This is a genomic window from Paraburkholderia sp. GAS448 (assembly GCF_050435685.1).
Classification (GTDB): domain Bacteria; phylum Pseudomonadota; class Gammaproteobacteria; order Burkholderiales; family Burkholderiaceae; genus Paraburkholderia.
Genome location: NZ_JBNDKT010000036.1, coordinates 37165 through 56727 on the forward strand (window position 1 = coordinate 37165; position 19563 = coordinate 56727).

Consider the following 19563-nt stretch of genomic DNA (forward strand, 5'->3'; position numbering starts at 1 on the left):
CTTGACGCACAAGGTGAACCGATAGTGGCCTCTTCCGCATCAGCCAGGGACGCATCACCCAGCAACGCCGACGCCTTGCACAAAGAAGCGCGGCCTGCCCGCCCGCGCGCAAAGCACATGGGAAGTGCAGAGCGGGAGGCGCACATCCTGCGCCGCGCCGTCGAATGCTTTTCGGCACACGGGTTTGGAGTCAGTACGCGCGACCTTGCCAAGCATATTGGAGTGACGCAGCCGCTCCTGTATCACTACTTCGGCAGCAAGGAAAACCTGATCGATTGCGTCTATCGCGAGGTGTTCTTCTCCCGCTGGAGTCCCGAATGGGAAGAGGTGCTTGCGGACACCTCCAGACCGCTGGAAGAGCGGCTGGTCGCCTGTATTGAAGATTACACACGGGCCATCCTCAGCAGCGACTGGGTTCGCCTCTTCATCTTTGCTGCGCTGGACAACCCTAGCCTGAACAAGCGCTATATTTCGCTGCTACACGAACGTATCTTCAAACCCGTGCTGCGTGAGATACGTAGCTCCAAAGGCTTACCACCTGAACCCACCGAGATCGACCTTGAGCTTTTCTGGGGCTTCCATTCGAGTTTCTTCTATATGGGCGTCCGGCGATGGATTTACCGGATGGACATACCTCAGGACCTGACGCGAGTCATCCGGGCGCATGTCCACAACTTCCTCTTCGGCTTTCCGGCAACCTTGATGGCGGGTCATACGGAGGCGGTCGAATCGAAGAAGACCCCGGTTGACGCTCCGCGAGTGGAAGAAACACCATTCAACCGGGGCACACGTTGAGCGAACGTGAAGTGATCGCAATGCGTGCCGTCCTGAATGTCGCTCTCGCAGTCTGACTGATTGATAAGGTTATCTTGTCTCCGCACATTACCATCCGTAACATGAGCTCGAGGACGACTTACCAATTCGCCGACCCGCTCGCGGCGCCGCAATGAGCGGTGTCAAGCTCACCTGTGGAACGATGGTGGTGATGGCATCACAGAAGATGGTTGAATCGCGCCACGACCCCAGGTTCAAACCATATATGGGCCAATGAACCCCATGTGTCCAGGAACGGACAGTTGGAGGTCCGGCTGAGTCGCCGGGTGAAGGACCGATCATGGTCGATAGCCGCGGTTCCCAATGTTCGCCGATAGCGGTCGCGCCCTTGCGGGTCCACGCATCGAAGTCGATGCCGCGCTTTTCGGTGAAGGGCAGCTTTGTGGCGCCAGCGCCCACAGGCAGCCGTCGGCCATGAAGCGACGCTCGTTCGAGTGTGACATATGGCTGAACTTCGACAGGTTCCGGTCATTCGTCCCATTTTTATCAGATATCCGCGGATTTATCGGGCACCTGTCTCGCGGATCGGCTCCGCCAGTTCGATCAACAGGCTGCGCAGCCACCGATGAGCCGGGTGAGCATCTGTCCGCCGATTCCAGAGAAGATGAAAGGTCACGGGGGCAACCTGAATTGGTAACCGATGGATGCTGAGGCGTTCCACGACGCTGCAATGTGCTGCGACTCCGTACATCACTGTCGCGATGTAGCCGGTTTCTGCGACCACGATCGGGGCGATGTACGGGTGTGCCACTGAAACACCGATGCGCCGGACGCGACCGATCTCCGCAAGGGCAATGTCGACGACGCCTTTGTCGTCGGCCTCCGGAGAAACAAGGACGTGAGTGGCTGCGACAAAATCATCCACGGTATCGAACGACGACGAAGCAGGCGATCCCGCCCGTGCGATGCCGACGAACGGCTCCTCGAACAGCGGGTGGTGAAGAATCCTCGTCTCGTTGCCTGGCGCTACTCCGATAGCGAGGTCGACGTCCCCGCTATCGAGAAGTGCGATAGCGTCCCGTCGATCGACGAAGGAGCGTGCCCGCAAGTCGATGCCCGGGGCGTCGACGGACAGCCTGGCGGCGAGCTGGGGCAAAAGAAGGTAAGCGGGGTGATCCGCGAGCGCAAGTGTGAACACGTGATTGCTGGTCGCCTGATCGAAAGCCGGCTCCAACTGAAGCGCGGTACGGACAGTTTCCAGCGCCTGTCTAAGCGGAAGCGCCAGATCGCTCGCTCGCGGCGTGGGAGCAAGCCCATGCGAGCTGCGCACAAATAGCTGATCCCCGGTTGCGCTTCGCAATCGGGCGAGGGCCGCGCTCATAGCCGGCTGGCTGATCCCTATACGTGCTGCCGCACGAGTGACGTGCCGCTCGGCCATCAACGCGTCGAAAGCGACCAGCAGGTTCAGGTCGAAACCTTCAATATCCATGCGACGAATGATATCAAATAAACATCATTTGTTGGATATATGGCTATGCGCTCCCATAATCAATTCGAAGCTGATCGCTCAGTCTTCTTGAGTAGTTGGTATTCCCATTGACGCGTGGCCACTGCGGTTCACGCGGGATAGTCAAAGCATCGAAGGAGAGTTTGCCGATGTCTGTTCCATCTAACGTCGCGATCGTCACTGGGGCGTCGCGTGGTATCGGTGCAGCGATTGCGCGCCGATTGGCCGAAAGCGGCTTCACTGTGATCGTGAACTATGTTTCGAATAAGGAGGAGGCAGACAACGTTGTCGCCTCCATCACCGTGGCCGGCGGCATCGCACATACCGTCCGGGCCGATATCAGCAAGGCGGATGACTTTGCCCGGCTGTTTGACGAGGCAGAGGCGAAGGCAGGCCCCGTTGCATTGCTCGTGAACAACGCCGGCCTCATGTCTGCAAAGCGTATCGCGGAGGTCGACGATGAATGGTTCGACCGGTTGTTTGCGATCAACGTGCGGGGCACGCTCAACGGCTGCCGCCTCGCCGCGACCCGGCTTGTCGACGGTGGTGCCATCGTCAATCTTTCTACGAGCGTGATCGGCATGTCGCCGCCGGGATACGGTCCGTATTGCGCGAGCAAGGCTGCGGTAGAGGCACTCACGCGCAGTCTGTCGAAGGAACTGGGTGCGCGCGGAATTCGCGTCAATGCAGTGGCACCCGGACCGACCGATACCGAACTGCTCCACGGAGCGAACACGCCGGAACGGACGCAGGGTTTTCGCGACATGACGCCGCTCGGTCGATTGGGCGAGCCCGACGACATCGCCAATGTGATCGCTTTCCTTGGCACGCCCGCTGCGGCGTGGATCAACGGACAGACGATCCGTGTCAACGGAGGCATCGTCGCATGAGTCAACAGACCATCCTGATTACGGGCGCCGGCTCCGGCTTCGGCAAGGTCATCGCTCTCGAGCTTGCACGGGCTGGGCACATCGTCTACGCGTCGATGCGCGACCTTGGCGGGAATTCAAAAGAACGGGTTGCGGAATTGCGTGCCGTTGCCGACAAGCAAAAGATCGCGTTGCGGCCGGTTGAACTCGATGTTCGGAGCGAGGCGAGCGCGCGCGCCGCTGTTGATCTGATTCTCGCGCGGGAAGGGCGTATTGACGTGGTGATGAATAACGCCGCAATGATGATGCATGGATTGACGGAAGCATTTCGACCCGAGCAGATCGCGGAAATTATCGATCTCAACGCGATCAGCTGGGTGCGGGTGAACCGCGCGGCATTGCCCGTGATGCGTCGCGCCGGACGTGGCCTGCTGATTTATATCGGCAGCGGCATCAACCGGCTTCCTGATCCGTTCACTGGCCCTTATGCGGCCTCCAAGGCTGCCGGCGATGTGCTCGCGGAAGTCATGGGGCTGGAGGTGGCGCGGTACGGTATCGAGACCGTCATCGTCCAGCCCGGTGCCTACACCTCCGGGACTAACCACTTCAAGAATGCGGTGAGCCCGGTCGACGCGGAAGTGGTGTCGCAGTACGACCGTCTTGCTGGTCTTGCGGGAGAACTGGCCGAACGTCTCGACAGAACAAATCTGCCGGACCGGCGTCACGATGTCGAAGAGGTGGCCGAAGCTGTTCGCGACATCGTCGCGATGACTCCGGGTACGCGCCCGAGGCGAGTCGATATCGACCCGCAAGGTCGAAATGTCGGCCGCATCAATGACGTTACCGCCGAACTGCAGCGGGACTACTTCCGTCGGTTAGGTGTCGAGGATCTGCTGCAGCCGGGAGTCGAAGGCGCGGGATCGTTGAGCATCCGATAAACATAGATGAGGTCAAGCTGAAGATGTCGAATGAAATAACACGCAATGGTGTACGAGCGAAGGTTGCGGTAGTCACGGGCGGTACGCGCGGCATAGGAGACGCCCTGGCGCGTGAATTCATTGCACGCGGCTTTACGGTGGTGATTACCGGACGTCGCGCGGACGAGGCCGCGCAGGTTGCTCGGGCTCTGTCGAAAGATGGGGCAAGCGTATCTGGATACCCCGTTGAAATTAACGACGAAGAGTCAGTTGCCCAGTTTGCTGGCTGGCTGAAGGACAACTTCGGAGTGGTCGATGTGCTTGTGAATAACGCCGGAGCGCACTTTGATTTCGCGAACGATGTGCTTGCGCCGGACCTGGTGGCTGCGGAGATTGCATTCAGGACCAACGTAATCGGTACGTGGCGAATCACGACAGCGTTGCTGCCGCTGATCGATCGAAGCGGCCGCGGTCGTATCGTTAACGTGTCCAGCGATATGGGCTCGTTGAGCCTGCATTACCCGGGGGCACCGGGTTACAGCATCTCTCGTGCGGCGCTGAACATGCTCACGGTAAAGCTCGCAGACGCGTTGCACAGCGAACGCATTCTAGTCAACGCGGCCTCGCCCGGCCATGTGCGAACCGCGCAAGGCGGCCCGGATGCACCGCTATCGGTCGAGGAAGGAGCAACTGCTGTGATACATGCCGCGTTGCTTCCCGACGATGGTCCTACCGGTCAATTTTTTCGTGAATCCGCTCTGGCGGCATGGTGAACAACATGGGTTCTAACAACGTTTCACAGTTAATGCAGCAGTTTTACGCTGCCTTTGAAAAACAGGATGTCGACGCGCTCAGGGCAGTAGTGACCGAAGACTGGCAGGATCTTCCGCTCGCGCCGACGCAGACCCCTGGACCCGATGGAGTCGGTCCGGTGTTCGCGATGCTGTCAAACGCATTCGACTCCCTCGAGGTCATCGTCGACGACGTGCTGGTCGATGGCGATCGCGTAGGTGTGCGCGCGCGAATGAGTGGCATCCATGTGGGCCCGTTTTTGGGTGTGGAGGGCAAGCAGGCCAGGTTCAACATTGCGCTGCACGAATTTCACGAGCTTCGCGACGGACGGGTTGCGCGCACGTACCATCTGGAGGATTGGCTCGCGTTCTTTACGCAGGTTGAAGCATTTCCTGGTTCCCCGGGGATTGAGAATCCAGCGTAGCGTGGAGAGTGGGCGGAGCAGAAGGGTGGTCAGGACGAACGAGGCCAAGTCTTCCTGCTCCGCGAGTGGAGTCGGCTATAACGTATTACCCATGAATGCAACAACGTACGACCTTTCCCGTGAATGGCGGCGTTCGGCTGAATTTGAGACGTTCGCGCGCAATCATCGAATGACGGCAGAGGGTCGCCTACGGCCGGTCGCGTCAGGCAGAGTCCATCGGCCATGGGTGGACCGTCGTCAGCCGAAGTCGACAGGCCGTTACTCATCCTGTAACAGCCACTCCTGATCGGCATGAAAATTGTATTTGCTGCTTTGCACAAATGCGCCATACTGCTCATCTACAGAACGAAGCGCAGCACGCGAAGCGCTCGGACGGCAGCATGGTGGAGACGGCTGCGGCCGCTGCCGCTCGTCGATGGCGAGCCGCGTAGGCAGTGTGCCCGAAGAAGCGATGAACCTTCGTCGCTGAACCCGGAGGCGGACGACATGCTGACTTTGGCCGAATTGCAAAGCACGCTGCAAATCGAGTACGAACTGCAGTTCGAAGCGATGGACGAGCAGGCGTTGCGTGCGCTGCTCGCGGATCCGATCGCACTGAACCGACTGATGCCGGCACATATGAGCTTTACGGAGGGGCGCCGGATAGCGGAAGCCACGCTGGAACAACTGCTCGCGCGGAAGCCGCCGAGCGGCGAACCAGTCATTCCGCATAAGGCCGAGCCCCTGTGGGCGCAGTGGTTCAAACCGTTCTGGATGCCGCTCTTCGGGGCACGCAAGGGCAAGTGAGGGCGCTCGACCGACGCAATCAATGGACTAACGCGCTAACGGGCGCCGTTGCCGGCCGATCCGTTCTCGGACGCCGCGGAGCGATAGCGCACGAGATGATCGATGCCCGATTCCGATAGCCACACCTCGGCAGCCCGCTCCATCATGGTCGCACGTTCGCATGAGCGTGCGGCAACTGGGGCATGTCGAAGCACACGAGCGCGTTCGCCGTCCAAACGCTTAGCCAAACGAAGTGGTGGTCATCGTCGAATATCGCGTAAGGACGCGGGTGGTTGCCGGGCAACGGCCATCGCTAACGGCGGAGGCCAGCCATGAACGGACCATCGGATTGGTGTCGCGAATGACCGAAGTACCGTCGCCTACAGCCTGCCGGCGTAGACCGGCATCCATTTGGGCGATCAACTATCGATCTCGGCAACCGCAACAGAGAACGATGCGGTGCGTGGATACCGGTGACGCTTACTTGGTGCTCGTCGCCTTCTCCGAATCACTGCCTGTCTGGGCTGCCCCGATCGGCGGCACGGCGTCGTTCATCGACGGCAGCGTCTCCTTCGGCGCTGCAGTGGCGTCAACGGGGGCCGGCTGGGCGGAGTCGGCCTTCAGGTAATGCTCGACTAGCGCGAAGAAACGCTGATAGAAAACGCCGGCGGGAATCGTCTCGCTCGCAACCTTCACCATCGAGTCATCGCTCGAGCCGATCGGCAGCGACAGCGATCCGAACACGCTCAGGCCGACGCTCGCCGACGTGTTGCTCTTCTTCAGCGCATAGCGATCCTGCACCGCGTTCACGTACGCGGTGCTGCTGTTGCTTTTGGGGTCGTCGGTTGTGCAGACCACATGGATTTCGATCACCGCGTGCGAATCGCTGGTAGGCTGGAAATTTTTCGAGCCGTCGACCGAATCAGACCTCGTCGAACTGGCGATATAACCCTGGCTGAGCAACGCACGGCGGGCGGCTTCGCAAGCGGGCTCCGTCTTCGCGGCGAACTTGTGCGTATAGGGGCTGTCGCCTGCGTCGAACTGTTCTTGCTGGTAAAGCGGCTTCGGCGTCGAGCACGCAGACAGTGCGCTCGCAAGCGCAAGTACGAAAGCCGCGGAGAAAAAGCGGAACGGAGTATGCATGGCTGAATAGGGTGGATCGGCTCGAGCGGTGAAGGGGTCTGATACCAGAAGGTCAGGACGCCCAATGCTCTTGCGTGGCATGAGAGGGACACATCATGCGGGCGATCCGAAAGTAAACGAGGCGGGCCTATTATAGTTTTCTTTCCCTACAACAACCTTCGACGTTGTCGTGAGCGCAAGTCCTGTCCGAGCGCCTGACGGAAGAGACCGGAATCTACGTCCTGAATGCAGTCGAGCTTAACCAGTTTGTTGTGCGGTTCGGCTCGCCGGGTCCGCGGCGTCGTTTCCGCACACACAAACTTGAAATTGGTCATCCGTAAGCCTAAGCCAACGGTAAGACATGACTTACGGATACAGCCTCATGCGCGATGCTGCGCAGGAGTTCCATGCCCTCTCGGATCCGACCCGGCGCGCGATATTCGAACGATTGGCGCAGCAGCCACTGTCCGTGCGCGCGCTCGCCGAGCATTTTCCGGTTTCGCGGCCCGCTGTGTCGCAGCATCTGCGCGTGCTGACAGAGGCGCGGCTGGTCTCGCACGTGCGAGCGGGAACGCAAAACATCTATCGAGTCGATCCGCAGGGGATCGGTGCGTTGCGCGCGTATCTCGATGCGATGTGGGACCACGCGCTGCACGATTTCAAATCCACCGCCGAGGCGGGTTTCAGGAGCAGGAAGGAGCGACGATGACAACCGAACTGAAGGACGTCGTGGTACGCAAGAGCATCACCGTGAATGCACCGCTTGCACACGTGTTTTCCGTTTTTACGCAGGGGCATGACACCTGGTGGCCGCGCGAGCATCATATCGGGCCAAGCAAAAACTTCACTGCTGTTCTCGAGCCGAAGGCTGGCGGGCGCTGGTTCGAGCGGGGCGACGACGGCAGCGAATGCAATTGGGGCCGTGTGCTCGTCTGGGAACCGCCGCGCCGCGTGATCATGAGTTGGGACATCAGCGCGGATTGGCAATACGATCCGACCATCGCTTGTGAGGTCGAGATCACGTTTATCCCCGAAACGAGCAACCGCACGCGCGTCGAACTCGAGCATCGCAAGCTGGAGCGCTATGGCGACAAGGCCGAAGCGATGCGCGCAGCGTTCGATTCGCCGGGAGGCTGGACTGCGACGCTGGAGGCGTTGCGCACAGCGGCCGAAAGCCAGGCGGCATGAGCCTGCAATCCAGCCACTTTGCCGTCCGAATGGGACCCGGGAAAACGGTGCGTTGCATTGAATCGTCGTAATGCCTCGTTGGGTGCGACGTGCTTGGTCGCTCGGGTTAAGCGCAGGTGGTCCGGTGTGTGAGGATAGGTCGAGCGTGCGATGCTCCGCCGCTCATCGTGTGATGTGCGGCGGAGCGCGCAGGGCATTTGTCGCAGGAATTACCAGAAGCCGAAGTCAAGAGCATTCGCGCCGGGAAGGTTGCAGAGCGAACGATGATGGTCTTCTGTCGGCCGGGCAGCGGACAGTCGTCGCTCGCGTCTGAACGACGCAAACGGGGCGCTGAAGGGGCATTCGCCCGTATCGTCAGTTGGACGTTCGAACGTCGGCATCTCCGTCCAGCAAACGGTCATTCGACGTCGAAAGTGCCGGGTAAAAGAAACAGCAACGAGCACTCTATTCGAGGAGTTCCGAAATGAAATCATGGTGGGTATTGCCGGTAGCGGGCGCTCTGTTGCTTTTCGGGGAGGGCGTGTCGAGCGCGGTGGCCATGCAGCAGAATGAACAACCGTCCGCGCAGACGGCGACGCAGGAGAACACCAATGCGTCCGCTCAATCCGGCGTTGATACGGGATATGGCGGTGTTTCCAGCACGCGGAGCGCGTCAGGCAGCGCGCGCACTCGACCCCTCTCTACCGGGCCTCAATGCGACATCTTCTTTGGTAACTGAGGCAGCTCTTCGCGAGAGCGGTCGCGGCAAACAGCGCTCGCGGTGGCTCCCATGGCCGGAGGTTCGTTTTAACCAATGGCATGTCAGGGCGCTGACCAGGGAGCGTGTAGGACACCTGGGCTCCTGAAATCGTCAGCGAATCCGGGCTGAAAGCACCATGAACTTTTCAGATAAGCGGGTTGCGCTCACTGTCTACTGAACTATGATTTCCAACAAGGGGACGCGGCTTTTACGTTGTCTCCCGCTTTCACGTAACTCCCAACCCTGTTTGGGCTTCAGAGCCCCCGAATCCCGCCCCTGACCCACGCCGGTGCTTATTACACAGGCAATCAATCCGACTGCGGTCTTGCAAGCACGCCTTCGCAACGAAGGCCTCGTTTGATCCGACATCTGCTTCAGTGGCCGCTGGACACAGGCCTTTTGCCGTTCGCAAGGCCACTATCCAATGGCGGAATACCGTTGAACTTCCCCTGAATTAGCAGAAAGGAGATGAACATGTTTGGCAGATTCTTGAAGGAAGCGGCGGCCGCGTCGATTGCATTGCTGTCGCTGAACTGCGTGGCTGAGAGGAACGTACGGCACGAAAATCCATGCGGAATTGCTCGGAATCCTCACGGGGACCGCTCCCAACCAGACCCTCCATCGCTTAGCCTTTGCCGGTGTTATCGACGGCATTGCTCTTCAAACCTTCGACGGTTTTGGAGGAGGCCATCAGAAAGATTTTGCGATGCTCAACGGAACAAGAGCCCCTGGTGGGACTCAGTTCGCTTTCGAGACTGACGAAACGCTCTCATACACTGTGAATTCAGACTGTACCGGCCAGCTGAGCATCACGTACCAGAATAGTACGAAACAGATTACTACCGAATTCCTGGTCCTCGACGGAGGAAAACAAATGTACAGCGTCGTGAGCGCTTACCACTCTAACGTTGGCCCCACCGCCGCCGACGGAACTAGCTGTACGCAGGGTTGCGACTTCGGCATTCAGACAAGCACCATTTCTGTCCGCGTCGGCGGGGAAGGAGGTCGTTAGGCACGGTAAAGCTCGCGGCGAACGCCTTCAGACGTGTCGCCAGCAGGTGCCCGACGCAAATTGAATCGCGCTATTGCGGCGGCTTCGGTGGGCTGCGGCAGGCGAAGAGCGGAAAGTATGTCGCGGTGTTCGGTCCGGCTAACACCTGACGCACGGATGCGAATGCGGAAAGGCAACGTTTATATCCTGTCCGTATCGGCGCGCGTGCAAAACACCGATGTCCGTTCGCCGTAGCGCAGACGTAACGGAATAGATGACCGTTGCACCTTTATTGTGTTGAAAAACTCGCCCCGCGCCGCTTTCGAACTACTCGTAAAAAAATCGACCTCTCAGATCGGCCTACAAACCGCTCGCGAGCATCGGCTAAGGGTAAGACGACCCCTGAAAACCTCGCTAGACCGATCATCAACGAGTTTCTCAACACAATACCTTGTGAGCGGACGCCCATTAGCAGGCCTGAACGTCCGCACGGGGTCGATCAGCGCCATTCGAACAGCACAGTTCGCGAACGCCTAACGTGCGCAGTATTTCCTGATCTTGAGACGCCCCCTTAATCACCGATTTCCGGTCCGCCACGGCCGCGCGATTTCGTACTTTCACGCGGTGATTTGCTTCGCTCGACGGGCTGACCGGCCGCTTCGCGCAGTTGCGCCTTGAACTCGTTGCGACGTTCCTGCCGCTCTTCGGGCGTCATCTCGGCGAAGCGTCTGGACGCGGTGGTCGCCGACGTCGGTCGTGGGTGTCCGGCCGCAAGCGCGTCGAGGCTTGCGCGCTGTGTCCGGGCCTGCGCCACTTCGTTGACAAGCGCGGCCGCCCGCTCGGCGCCGCTGAGTTCAACGAGCGCCCGCCAGGCACGATCATCCCGCTCAACTACATACGGGATCTCGCGACGCATCGCCGGATCGAGCCTGTCCAGTCCGACGCCCGCCCGCCTGAAGGCCGCGCGATCCTTCGCCGGCACCGGCTTGCCTGCCCGGTTTGCGGCCGCCGCGGCGGAGAGGGCATCGGCATACTGCTCGACTGCACGATCGAGGGTCTTTTCTGCCCGTCGCGGCCGCGGTGCGTTCGAGAATTCGACGCGGCGCTGGTTCAACGTGTGCCGGTAGCCTAATTCCGGCCGGCGATCACGCTCGGGCCGCAGCTCATGCTGCGCACTGAACGATTTTTCGTCGGCACGCGACAGGCTGCGCGTCAGCGCCGCGCCGTCCGCAAACTCGTCGCGTCCAGCCGCCACGATCAGATTTTCCTTGTGCCGGGTCATCGCGACGTAGGCCAGCTCGGCGTGCATGCTCTTCGTGGCCAGCACGTAGGCGCGATCGACCGTCACGCCCTGGCTCTTGTGGACCGTGAGTGCGTAAGCGTGATCGAAATGGCCGTACTGCGCCGTATCGACCGCGAGTCGCCGGCCGTCATCGAGGCGCACATGCAGCACGACCGAAGGAAGTCCCTGTGGGACGGCGTCCGCCGCTTGCCTGTCCGTCGGCGCCTCGATCTGCTCGACCGTGGCCAGCGTCCCATTCTTCACCTGCATCACGTATTCGTTCTGCAGGAACATGATCCGCTCGCCTGGCGCGATCGCGATGTGCCGGTCTTCGGCCCGTCCCCCAAGGGGACTTCCTGCGGTGCGCACGATCTGTTCGGCACCCAGCTCGCCGGCGGCCCGCCGTAATCCGCGCACGCGCGCATTCAGCGCGCAGCGCTCTTCGTTGGTGTGAGTCAGCAGCAGCTGGGTCTTGCCGGGACTGGCCCAGCGATCATCCTGCCACTGCGCAATCAGCTGTTCGCGCGCGTCGGCGACGGTCGAATACAGTTGCACGCCACCGCGCTCCGCATACGCGGACACGGCTGTTGGCACATCGTGCCGGGCCAGCGCCGAAGTTGCTTCGCGCTGCCAGGCCTCGTCCTGTCGCCTGATCTCGGTCAGGCTTTCGAGCCGGTTCGCAGCGGCCGCTTCGCGCGACACCGCTCGGAAAGCGTCGCCTGCGTCGACCGCATGTAGCTGCCACGCATCGCCCACCAGGCGCACACGGGCCCCGGCCGCCTGCGCGTGGCCGAGCAGTTTTTCCATCTGCCGCGAGCCGACCATGCCGGCTTCGTCGATCACTAGAACTGTTTTCGCATCCAGGGTGACCGTACCGCGTTCGATGCCCGAAAGCAGACTGTGCAGCGTCCGGCTGGCGATGCCGGCGTCGCGTTGCATGTCGTCGGCCGTCTTGCCCTGCAGGGCTGTGCCGATCACGCGCAGCCCGTCTGCCTCGAGCGCTTCGCGTCCTGCCGCGAGCACATAGCTTTTGCCGGTACCCGCCGCGCCATTTACGACCACCAGCTGGCCGCCGCCGGCGAGCGCGACAAAAGCCGCATCCTGTCCCGCGTTGAACTTCCGGGTTGCGCGTAGCATTTCGCGCACCGCGGCGCCGTCCACTGAGCTATCGCCGGCGCGACTCATGGAGCGCGCACGCTCGACCAGCCGGACCTCGATCGCACGCAGATCCGCCGACGTGAACCACTCGCCGTTGCGACCGGAATCCTTGAGCGCGAGCAGCTCTTGCGAATTCATCAGGCGTGCGTAAACCTGCCGGAACTGCTCGGCACCATCGGTATTGCGAAACACGATCTGTTCGACGTCGCGTCGCGAGAAGCTAGACTGATTGATCGTCAGTGCGGCGACACCGATCGCCGGATTGCAGCCGCTGGCCATTGCGGTAAGCACGCTGGCGATTCACTTCCAGCACACTGGCCATCACGCCGCGCTCGCCCGCGTAGCGCGCGACGCCCACCTTAATGGACGGCTCCAGCTCGATGCCCAGCGTCCGGTAACTGCGATGGTCGATGCGGGCCTCGATGCCCGCCCGTGCCATGAAGTGATTGGCCGTGACGGCCCATTCTTCACGCACGTCGCGAACAAACTGTCGGCTGCTCAGGTAGCGGTCCTTTCCGGCACCGCCTTTTTCTGGTTGCTGCGCATTCCAGCGTCTGAAATAGTGGTCTGGATCGCGTGCGATGCCGTCGTTCACCCGTTCGGTGAACATGATGTGCGCATGCGGCTGTTCCAGTCCGTCGCTTGCCGCCGGATTGTGGATCGCTCAGGTGTACGCGTGCCGCTCGCCGAGCGTGTGTTCCACGAAGCTGGACTGTTCAGGTCGCTTTCTGCCTTTCGTGCAGATGTGGCTACCGGATGGGGAAGCAATAGCCGGCTTACTTTAGTGTTTGCGGCCAAAGCACGCCTGGGCGGCTTCGAAGGGCGACAGGCCCGCGCCGAAATAGCCCCGAAGACGCTTTATGGTCACAGGGTCGGGGTGATAGTGCGGGCGGATAAATCCCGCTTCAACGGCTTCGCCGTACCAGGCACGCGTCCACTGGTCCAGGCCCTGTTCATACATTAGCGATACGTATTTCGACTCGTTAAACATCATGATTTCCGAAAGCTCAATAGACGCGTTCGCCGTACATGATCGCGCGGACACTGCAGGCAATCAGTCGACGCGACGACGCCTGGTGCCGCACAACGTTGTCCGCGAATTTCTGACGTGTGACACCAGCAGCAATTGATGCAACTGCGGCAGGCGTGTTCAGGGAATCAGCGCGCTTGTCGTGACCATACTCAAAGACTCTGCGACGCCGGTCACTGCTGTAGCCGTCGGTGAACGTCAGGCATTCAACGCGAAGACGCCGGTCTGCGTCAGTACCATGTGCGTGGACATCGCCGCCCTCATGCCTGAAATGCAGCTTGCCTTCCTGCAAGAGATCCAGCGATGACTGATCTCCTGGGTATGTGCGTTTACGCTCCCTAACCGAAGCTTCGGTCACATGCGTTCGGACGCAAGGCACACGACGCTCTGGTCTTCTTCCGTTGCGTCTAGCCTCGTGCCGGACCTTCAATCAGAAAATCCCGGTTGTCCGCCATGCGTTACGCCAGAGACGCCGGGGCGATATGGAGTAGGGTCTACGGCTTGCTCCAGACCTGTTTCCAACACATGAGAAAGGTACCGCGGGCGTCCCTTGAGACTGCTCCTTCGACCGGACACGCGGTGCCCACTAGTGCAGGGCCGAAGTGGGCGACCTCTCTATCCGCGTCAGCGAGTACATCGGCGGGCACCCGGCCCCAAATCGACAAGCTGGCAAGTACACCTGTACAGCCAACCAGGATAACGAGCGTACGTTTTAATCGGGTCGGGCGGCTGGCGATAAAATCAAATGGCATTGGGACGCCTCGTCTGGCGGGGGACTTATGAGCGGTCTTATCGGCACCAATCTCCGAAACCATAGATCTCCGTTCAATCTTTTTTTTCGGGACAGATTGCGAGGAGAAGGGCGAATGATGGGCTCGAAGCTAAAGCGGCAATCGCCCAGGCGTTTGGGTCGACTTATTCGTAGTCCACGAGTGCATGTCCCGCCTCGACTGGCAGCTCGCTGCCAGTCCCACCAGTATCGATGAAAGCGGGACGGACTATCTATATCGGGTCGGTCACGGAAACTATCCGCGCAGGCGGGATCCGAGCTCACGATGTTTTAGGCGCTTAGCACCTGTTTGAACCGTTGCAAGTCAACTCGCCGATCGACTGTAGACTCCATTCGATGCTCGAGCGACGCCTTGAGCTTTTCTTCAGCGTTCGCGATGAAGTCGGACAGTTCGCGCTCCAAGGCTGAGTCTTTGGCGCCCGGCTTCCACCTCGCGGCTCCGTGCCGCCGGCGCGTGGCCCGAGCAAGTGCTAGCGCTGCCATCGCGGCCTTCGCACATTCGTATTCAACCTGACCACAAAGGTCGATTGGCTCGCCTAATTCGCGAAACGCTTCCACATACTCCCGAGCGGCGTGCACTGTCGCCGGATACTCACGGAGCTCTGAGATAACTTTGCGGCTCAAGACATGCCAGTGAAGCCTGTCCGGGTAGGCAAAGGCGGGAATGGAAACGCCTTTACTGGCTTCGGGGTTCAAATGGCCGACTGGCTCCGCTGCTGCCCAGGTGGCCTTATGCATCATTGTCCGACAGGTTCGGGCGTAGCTTTCCAGCGATAACGCTAGTTCCAGCGCAGTATCGCGTCGCTGACGCTTGCGCTCCCTGGCATCCCTCGCTGAGATCCAGGTGAGCGTTATGACAGAACCGACTGCCGCTGATGTCAGCGCCAAAGTTACCGGAGTGTTCCAGTCGACTCGCTGGAGAAATTCAAGCCATTCCTGCCGCATACGATGCGCCTCGGAGAAAGAGGTGCAGAGAGTATAAGCAATCGTTTGCGCAGTAATCAGAGCAAAATTGGCGTTGTGTGTTTTCGCCACAATCGCTTTAGTGCGGCGGTGAGCATCTTGACAAAATATGCTGATCCAGGGCACCAACCGGACCAGAACCAGGGGAGGGGCGTCAAGATATTCAGGACCGGTCCGCTTCCTAAGTAGACGGGGTCTGCCGGTCGTGGCCACCACCGTTTGCTCGCTCAATCGGCAAGCTTCGGCCAGAAACCAGATGCGCCGCCGTAGGTCGATGGTGATCGATTGGAACCAGTGACGGATAAGGCATAGGTCGGGGAGAAAAGGGGTAACGCCAGATTCAAGGTGCGAGCGCCGCGCATTGAACGCCTAAACTGTTTCAACGCATGGAGACGGGGCAACTCATGACGCGATTCGCTGAAGGCGATATCGAAACGGGCCGGACATTGAGTATGGAACGCTGAGCCGACATCGGGATTCGCCATAGCCAGACGCGAGGAAGGGGCGGTCGCTGGTGCCCATCGGATCGCGCGGGTTTGGAACCTACCGGGTCGTTCGAACTCGCCCGGCCACCAATGAGTCCGGCCTCGTCTGGCGGCCTCACGCTACGCTGCCGGCAAGCCAGCTGCGCGTCCTTTCGACGCAGGCGGGGTTGCGCGTGCCTGTGGACCTCGTTCAGTGGCTGCTCGAGTCGTTTGACGACTGCCACCCGTATGGGACCGTTGACGACTTTGTTTCCGCGCTCTCACGAAGAGTCCACGCTCCACGGCGGAACATCATCGCGTTCTTGCTGGACGCAAAACTGGTCGTTGAGGGCGGAGAGGGCCCACAGGGTAGCCAGGAAAGACTCTTTTGAGTTGGGCTGAAGCCGACCGACGTGGCTGTGGCTGGCGGAAGCAGGCCTGGACTATCTTCATCAAGCGGGCGATGCCGGCGACTATGCGGCTCGCCGCGTACGTCGTATCGGTTGCGGTTCTGAGCCCGGCGACGCTGCTGTGGCGCAACGACTGCGGGTATTGACGGCCGGGCCCGAGCATTCCAACGCACGAGGCGCGCCCACCACCGGTTCGGCGTTCCCACCTGTTGGCCGCCCTGGTTGCCAGTGCCTGCGCGGCGGGCGTGCTTCGAGCTGCGGGCCGCCGTTAACGACTGCGGACGCGATGTACAGACGACTGCTTCCTGTCGAGCCGCCGCAGTAGGTGCAATGTGGTCAGGGTGTGGCCTTGTAAGCCCGCTTCGTCATGAGCGCCTTCAATTGAGACGTTGCCAGGCAGAGCAGCTTCGATGCATTCATTTGTTGCCGATCCGGTTGCGGGCCCGGAGTCCTCGCCGACGTTTCCGGCCCAATATTGACGCCGACTCTTTCCACATACGTCGAGTCGGCGTTGACAACGGGTAGAAGTCGCCGCATCGCCCGATAATCCCGTCCCGACGCTAGAAGATTAAAATGCAACTAACTGTCGACCACGATCGCGTACGTTACAACGGCAAAACCAGCTTTCCAGACTGCCCGGCGAGGCAATCTGGCTTGCTCATCGCAGAAGGCCGGTCGCCTACGCGGCCTGGCTAAGGACTCGTTCGTTTGCAAAAACTGGCCCTATTCTCAGCGTAAGTTTGTGCCCAGTACCGAACGTCGAGCTCCATAGTCCCCCAGTGTGCGGAGCTGCCACCGATTGGGTTATGAAATCGAGTGCGTTCCGTGTCGGCGGAACAGTGTTGTGCACAACACACGGTCTGTGCTTTCTCGTGCCCGAATTACGGGAACAAGATCACGTCAACCAACGCTGGAGTAATGTATTTCGTTATCCTCTCTAATTTGACATAAAATAAATGATCGATTTACATTAACGTTTTAGTTAAAAATAATCCAGCTGCCGAACTTTTTTTGTGGGCCGTACTCACGGTTTCGTCGGCGCCGGGCGGACCGCGTAGAGATGCACTCGATGTAGTCGCCAGTCGCGTGCACTGACGCAGGTTCGGCCAATGAAAGCAAAATTTCTGCGAAAATCGGCTCGAGCCATTGATCACAGGATGATTTTCAGTTCTGGCGCCTGCGGCGAAATTCTGGGAATCAAACGTCATCGGCCAGGTCCCTGATCTCGAGCCTGAATTGCCAGCCTTCAAAGGCAGCCAGCATACGCCCGAAGTCGTCCCAACCGATTTCCCTGCCATCCACGACAACGACAGGAATGTCGCCGGGTCCTGCCGGATCGGACGAAATAAGTCCGCGCACGGTTTGGTCACGGATCTGAAACTGGCTGCCATTGATTGCCAGATCCTTGACTGCCAATGCGCGCCTCATTTTTTCGACAAGGCGGCCAAGCAGGGTCAGCACGTCATCTTCCGGTTTGCCGACGATCCGGAATTCATAACCTGCACGGAACCCGTCCTGAATCTCGAAGGCATCAAGGGCGAGCATGGTGCCCAGCAGACGCATCTGGAAATGGAACTGATGCGCGTCGCCGGCGCAATCCATCATCCGGATGGGGTCGAGCCGCACGTTTTCGAAGTCGGTCACGCCATTGCGCCTCGCGACTTCGGCATTGAAACACTGGGTGCAAAGCAGGCGGTAACCTCCTTCGACAGAGCCATAGTGGATTGCATCGTACGCAGCAGTGGGCTGCGCACACTGTTCGCATCGGTCTTGACTCATTTGGCTCTCCGTGGCCGGCCAGACGGTTTTCTGAACGCGGGCATGGGGATGAACGCGATGCAGTTTACGAAGTTGGCTGCGGCTAGCATCACGTACCTGTCACTGTCTTCCGGATCGATACGTTCAAGCCAGTCCGCCGTCCGTGCCCCTATGCATGCCAGCAGGTTCTGCTCAGGATGGTTTCCCATCTATTGCTGCATCAGACGATCCTGCTGCGACGGGCTGAGGTCTTCGCCCAGCCTGACGGTGGTCACGTAAATCCGCTGCTGCAATTCCTGATCGTCTTCTGTGATCAGCGGCCACGTCCGGCCGGACTCCTTCATCGCCTGAAAGCAGAGAAGCAGAAGCTCGATGGCGAACTCCGTCTTTTCCATCGAAACACCGAGCTTCGGAAGGACCAGAACCGAGCCGAGCATATGGGGCTGGGCAAGGAATATTTCGTCGGTCAAGGCCTCTTTCTGTCGGAGGTTCATAGCCTCTACGGCTCTCATGGCCCGTGCCATTGCCTCCAGCGAAATGCGGGTCATTCGGTTTTTCTCCTGTTACGGATGATGTGTGATTCGCTGGTCGGTTATCGCCGACCGGGCCTCCCTTTGGCGATTGGTCCGGGTGCTCAAGTCGGCCGTCGTCGCGCCCGGCGATGCGATGGAATCAGGCTCTGGCATTTCGCTGCCCGTTCGCTTGACCGGCAGACAAGGCCGCAGGATCAGCGTACTCCATCCTTGCCGCCTGCGTATGGATGCCAGATTCCGCCGTCCGGGGCGCGCCCGTCGAAGCGCAGAATGCCCTTGTGCGGATATGGTGTACCCTCGCCTCGAGCCGGGCGCGCATCATGTGATTGACGTCGTTGTTGGGATAACCCGGATGTCCCGACGTGTCGGCCTCGTGGATTACGACACGGATCGCTTCTTCCTCGGTCAGATGACATTGCTCACGCTTGTGTTCATCGAACACGAATTCCGTCGCGATAAACGGGAAACCCTGACACCGGTTCGGATCATCATCATGGTCAGGCTGGATGTCGCTGCAGCGCCAGCAGAAGCCGGCGGGGCCGAGAAGTTCGAGGCGAATATGGAAATCGGAATGGTTCATCTCGACTGGCGAAGCGGGGTTGCGGCGGCTATTTGTGACAGAGGCTTGCCGGGTTACGGTTCCCGTTGCTTTCCTTCGGTGGGTGCGTGACGGCGGTCGTCCTCGACGTGCAGATGGATGCCGGTCGTTGCGATCGACGCGTGCCGCAGGTTTTTCTGGATGAAGGGCAGGTCGGTGTCGACGTCCGCCTGATGAGAGTCGGCACTGTGGCGAACCAGTGCGTCGAAGCGCGACGCAGCGTCGTGGCGCCGAGTGGATCGTCAGACGCCAGCGCATCAGCGGCGCGCCGAAACACCGTTCTGACAATCAGGCAGATCGCCGCTGGCGTCAGATGTCACGCGTCATCGCCAGAGATGCTCATCACTGCCGGACCAGGCTTGTGGCCCGACGGTACCGATGGCAGCCCTTGAAAGGCCTCGTACCGTGCAAAGTCGGCCATCATCAGTGCATCGCTGACCGGGAGCCCGCCTTCGGACGCGGCCTTGCCGATGACGTGCAGCCACCATT

At 60.1% G+C, this 19563-nt stretch carries 19 protein-coding genes and 3 pseudogenes; 10 read left to right on the plus strand and 12 right to left on the minus strand.

Annotated features, from left to right (window positions below):
* Positions 1–24: 24 nt before the first annotated feature.
* Complete coding sequence (locus P3T23_RS38260; RefSeq protein WP_429321247.1) at positions 25–795, plus strand: TetR/AcrR family transcriptional regulator; 771 nt, start codon at positions 25–27, stop codon at positions 793–795.
* A 541-nt stretch (positions 796–1336) separates the two neighbouring features.
* Here the strand turns inward: P3T23_RS38260 and P3T23_RS38265 are convergent.
* Positions 1337–2263 (minus strand): LysR family transcriptional regulator, encoded by a 927-nt coding sequence (locus tag P3T23_RS38265; protein ID WP_429321248.1) that lies wholly within the window; start codon positions 2261–2263, stop codon positions 1337–1339.
* Between the two features lie 167 nt (positions 2264–2430).
* Between P3T23_RS38265 and P3T23_RS38270 the strand changes: the two genes are divergently transcribed.
* From P3T23_RS38270 to P3T23_RS38290, 5 genes are all read left to right on the plus strand, one after another.
* Complete coding sequence (locus tag P3T23_RS38270) at positions 2431–3171, plus strand: glucose 1-dehydrogenase (protein WP_429321249.1); 741 nt, start codon at positions 2431–2433, stop codon at positions 3169–3171.
* Positions 3168–4088, plus strand: coding sequence for an SDR family NAD(P)-dependent oxidoreductase (locus P3T23_RS38275; protein WP_429321250.1), 921 nt, complete (start codon positions 3168–3170; stop codon positions 4086–4088). Before P3T23_RS38270 ends, P3T23_RS38275 begins: the two co-directional genes overlap by 4 nt.
* 23 nt (positions 4089–4111) lie before the next feature.
* A complete protein-coding gene (locus P3T23_RS38280; protein WP_429321251.1) occupies positions 4112–4840 on the plus strand; it encodes an SDR family NAD(P)-dependent oxidoreductase in 729 nt (242 codons plus the stop codon).
* Positions 4841–4845: 5 nt separating this feature from the next.
* Positions 4846–5283 carry an ester cyclase gene (locus P3T23_RS38285; protein WP_429321252.1) on the plus strand — a complete coding sequence of 146 codons (438 nt, stop codon included), beginning with the start codon at positions 4846–4848 and terminating at the stop codon, positions 5281–5283.
* A gap of 486 nt (positions 5284–5769) precedes the next feature.
* Complete coding sequence (locus P3T23_RS38290) at positions 5770–6069, plus strand: hypothetical protein (protein ID WP_429321253.1); 300 nt, start codon at positions 5770–5772, stop codon at positions 6067–6069.
* A gap of 35 nt (positions 6070–6104) precedes the next feature.
* Here P3T23_RS38290 and P3T23_RS38295 read toward each other — a convergent pair.
* Positions 6105–6358: pseudogene (locus tag P3T23_RS38295) on the minus strand (lyase); the annotation flags it as partial.
* A gap of 227 nt (positions 6359–6585) precedes the next feature.
* Positions 6586–7191, minus strand: a pseudogene (locus tag P3T23_RS38300) (DUF2242 domain-containing protein); the annotation flags it as partial.
* A 361-nt stretch (positions 7192–7552) separates the two neighbouring features.
* On the opposite strand from P3T23_RS38300, the gene P3T23_RS38305 reads away from it, so the two are divergent.
* The 3 genes from P3T23_RS38305 (at position 7553) to P3T23_RS38315 (ending at position 9076) form a co-directional block, all read left to right on the plus strand.
* Positions 7553–7879 (plus strand): ArsR/SmtB family transcription factor, encoded by a 327-nt coding sequence (locus P3T23_RS38305; protein ID WP_429321254.1) that lies wholly within the window; start codon positions 7553–7555, stop codon positions 7877–7879.
* Positions 7876–8358, plus strand: coding sequence for an SRPBCC family protein (locus P3T23_RS38310; RefSeq protein ID WP_429321255.1), 483 nt, complete (start codon positions 7876–7878; stop codon positions 8356–8358). The genes P3T23_RS38305 and P3T23_RS38310 overlap by 4 nt, the downstream gene beginning before the upstream one ends.
* A 463-nt stretch (positions 8359–8821) precedes the next feature.
* The gene (locus P3T23_RS38315) at positions 8822–9076 is read left to right on the plus strand and encodes a hypothetical protein (protein WP_429321256.1); all 255 of its coding nucleotides are present in this window, start codon (positions 8822–8824) and stop codon (positions 9074–9076) included.
* 1583 nt (positions 9077–10659) lie between these two features.
* On the opposite strand, the gene P3T23_RS38320 is transcribed toward P3T23_RS38315, so the two are convergent.
* The 9 genes and pseudogenes from P3T23_RS38320 to P3T23_RS38360 all read right to left on the minus strand — a co-directional run bounded on the left by P3T23_RS38320 (position 10660) and on the right by P3T23_RS38360 (position 18491).
* Positions 10660–12819 carry an AAA family ATPase gene (locus P3T23_RS38320; protein ID WP_429321257.1) on the minus strand — a complete coding sequence of 720 codons (2160 nt, stop codon included), beginning with the start codon at positions 12817–12819 and terminating at the stop codon, positions 10660–10662.
* Entirely contained in the window at positions 12749–13189 is a 441-nt protein-coding gene (locus tag P3T23_RS38325; protein WP_429321287.1) for a MobA/MobL family protein, read from the minus strand. The genes P3T23_RS38320 and P3T23_RS38325 overlap by 71 nt, the downstream gene beginning before the upstream one ends.
* Before the next feature lie 120 nt (positions 13190–13309).
* Complete coding sequence (locus P3T23_RS38330; protein WP_236002454.1) at positions 13310–13519, minus strand: hypothetical protein; 210 nt, start codon at positions 13517–13519, stop codon at positions 13310–13312.
* Between the two features lie 16 nt (positions 13520–13535).
* The gene (locus P3T23_RS38335) at positions 13536–13916 is read right to left on the minus strand and encodes a hypothetical protein (RefSeq protein ID WP_429321258.1); all 381 of its coding nucleotides are present in this window, start codon (positions 13914–13916) and stop codon (positions 13536–13538) included.
* 702 nt (positions 13917–14618) lie between these two features.
* The gene (locus P3T23_RS38340; RefSeq protein ID WP_429321259.1) at positions 14619–15437 is read right to left on the minus strand and encodes a hypothetical protein; all 819 of its coding nucleotides are present in this window, start codon (positions 15435–15437) and stop codon (positions 14619–14621) included.
* Positions 15438–15538: 101 nt separating this feature from the next.
* On the minus strand, positions 15539–15796 hold the full coding sequence (locus P3T23_RS38345; protein WP_429321260.1) for a hypothetical protein: 258 nt from the start codon (positions 15794–15796) through the stop codon (positions 15539–15541).
* A 1586-nt stretch (positions 15797–17382) separates the two neighbouring features.
* A complete protein-coding gene (locus P3T23_RS38350) occupies positions 17383–17829 on the minus strand; it encodes a DUF7686 domain-containing protein (protein WP_429321288.1) in 447 nt (148 codons plus the stop codon).
* A 6-nt stretch (positions 17830–17835) separates the two neighbouring features.
* Positions 17836–17964, minus strand: a pseudogene (locus P3T23_RS38355) (DUF7685 domain-containing protein); the annotation flags it as partial.
* A 188-nt stretch (positions 17965–18152) separates the two neighbouring features.
* The gene (locus P3T23_RS38360) at positions 18153–18491 is read right to left on the minus strand and encodes a hypothetical protein (protein WP_429321261.1); all 339 of its coding nucleotides are present in this window, start codon (positions 18489–18491) and stop codon (positions 18153–18155) included.
* Between the two features lie 358 nt (positions 18492–18849).
* On the opposite strand from P3T23_RS38360, the gene P3T23_RS38365 reads away from it, so the two are divergent.
* On the plus strand, positions 18850–19146 hold the full coding sequence (locus P3T23_RS38365; RefSeq protein ID WP_429321262.1) for a hypothetical protein: 297 nt from the start codon (positions 18850–18852) through the stop codon (positions 19144–19146).
* The last annotated feature ends 417 nt before the right edge of the window (positions 19147–19563 follow it).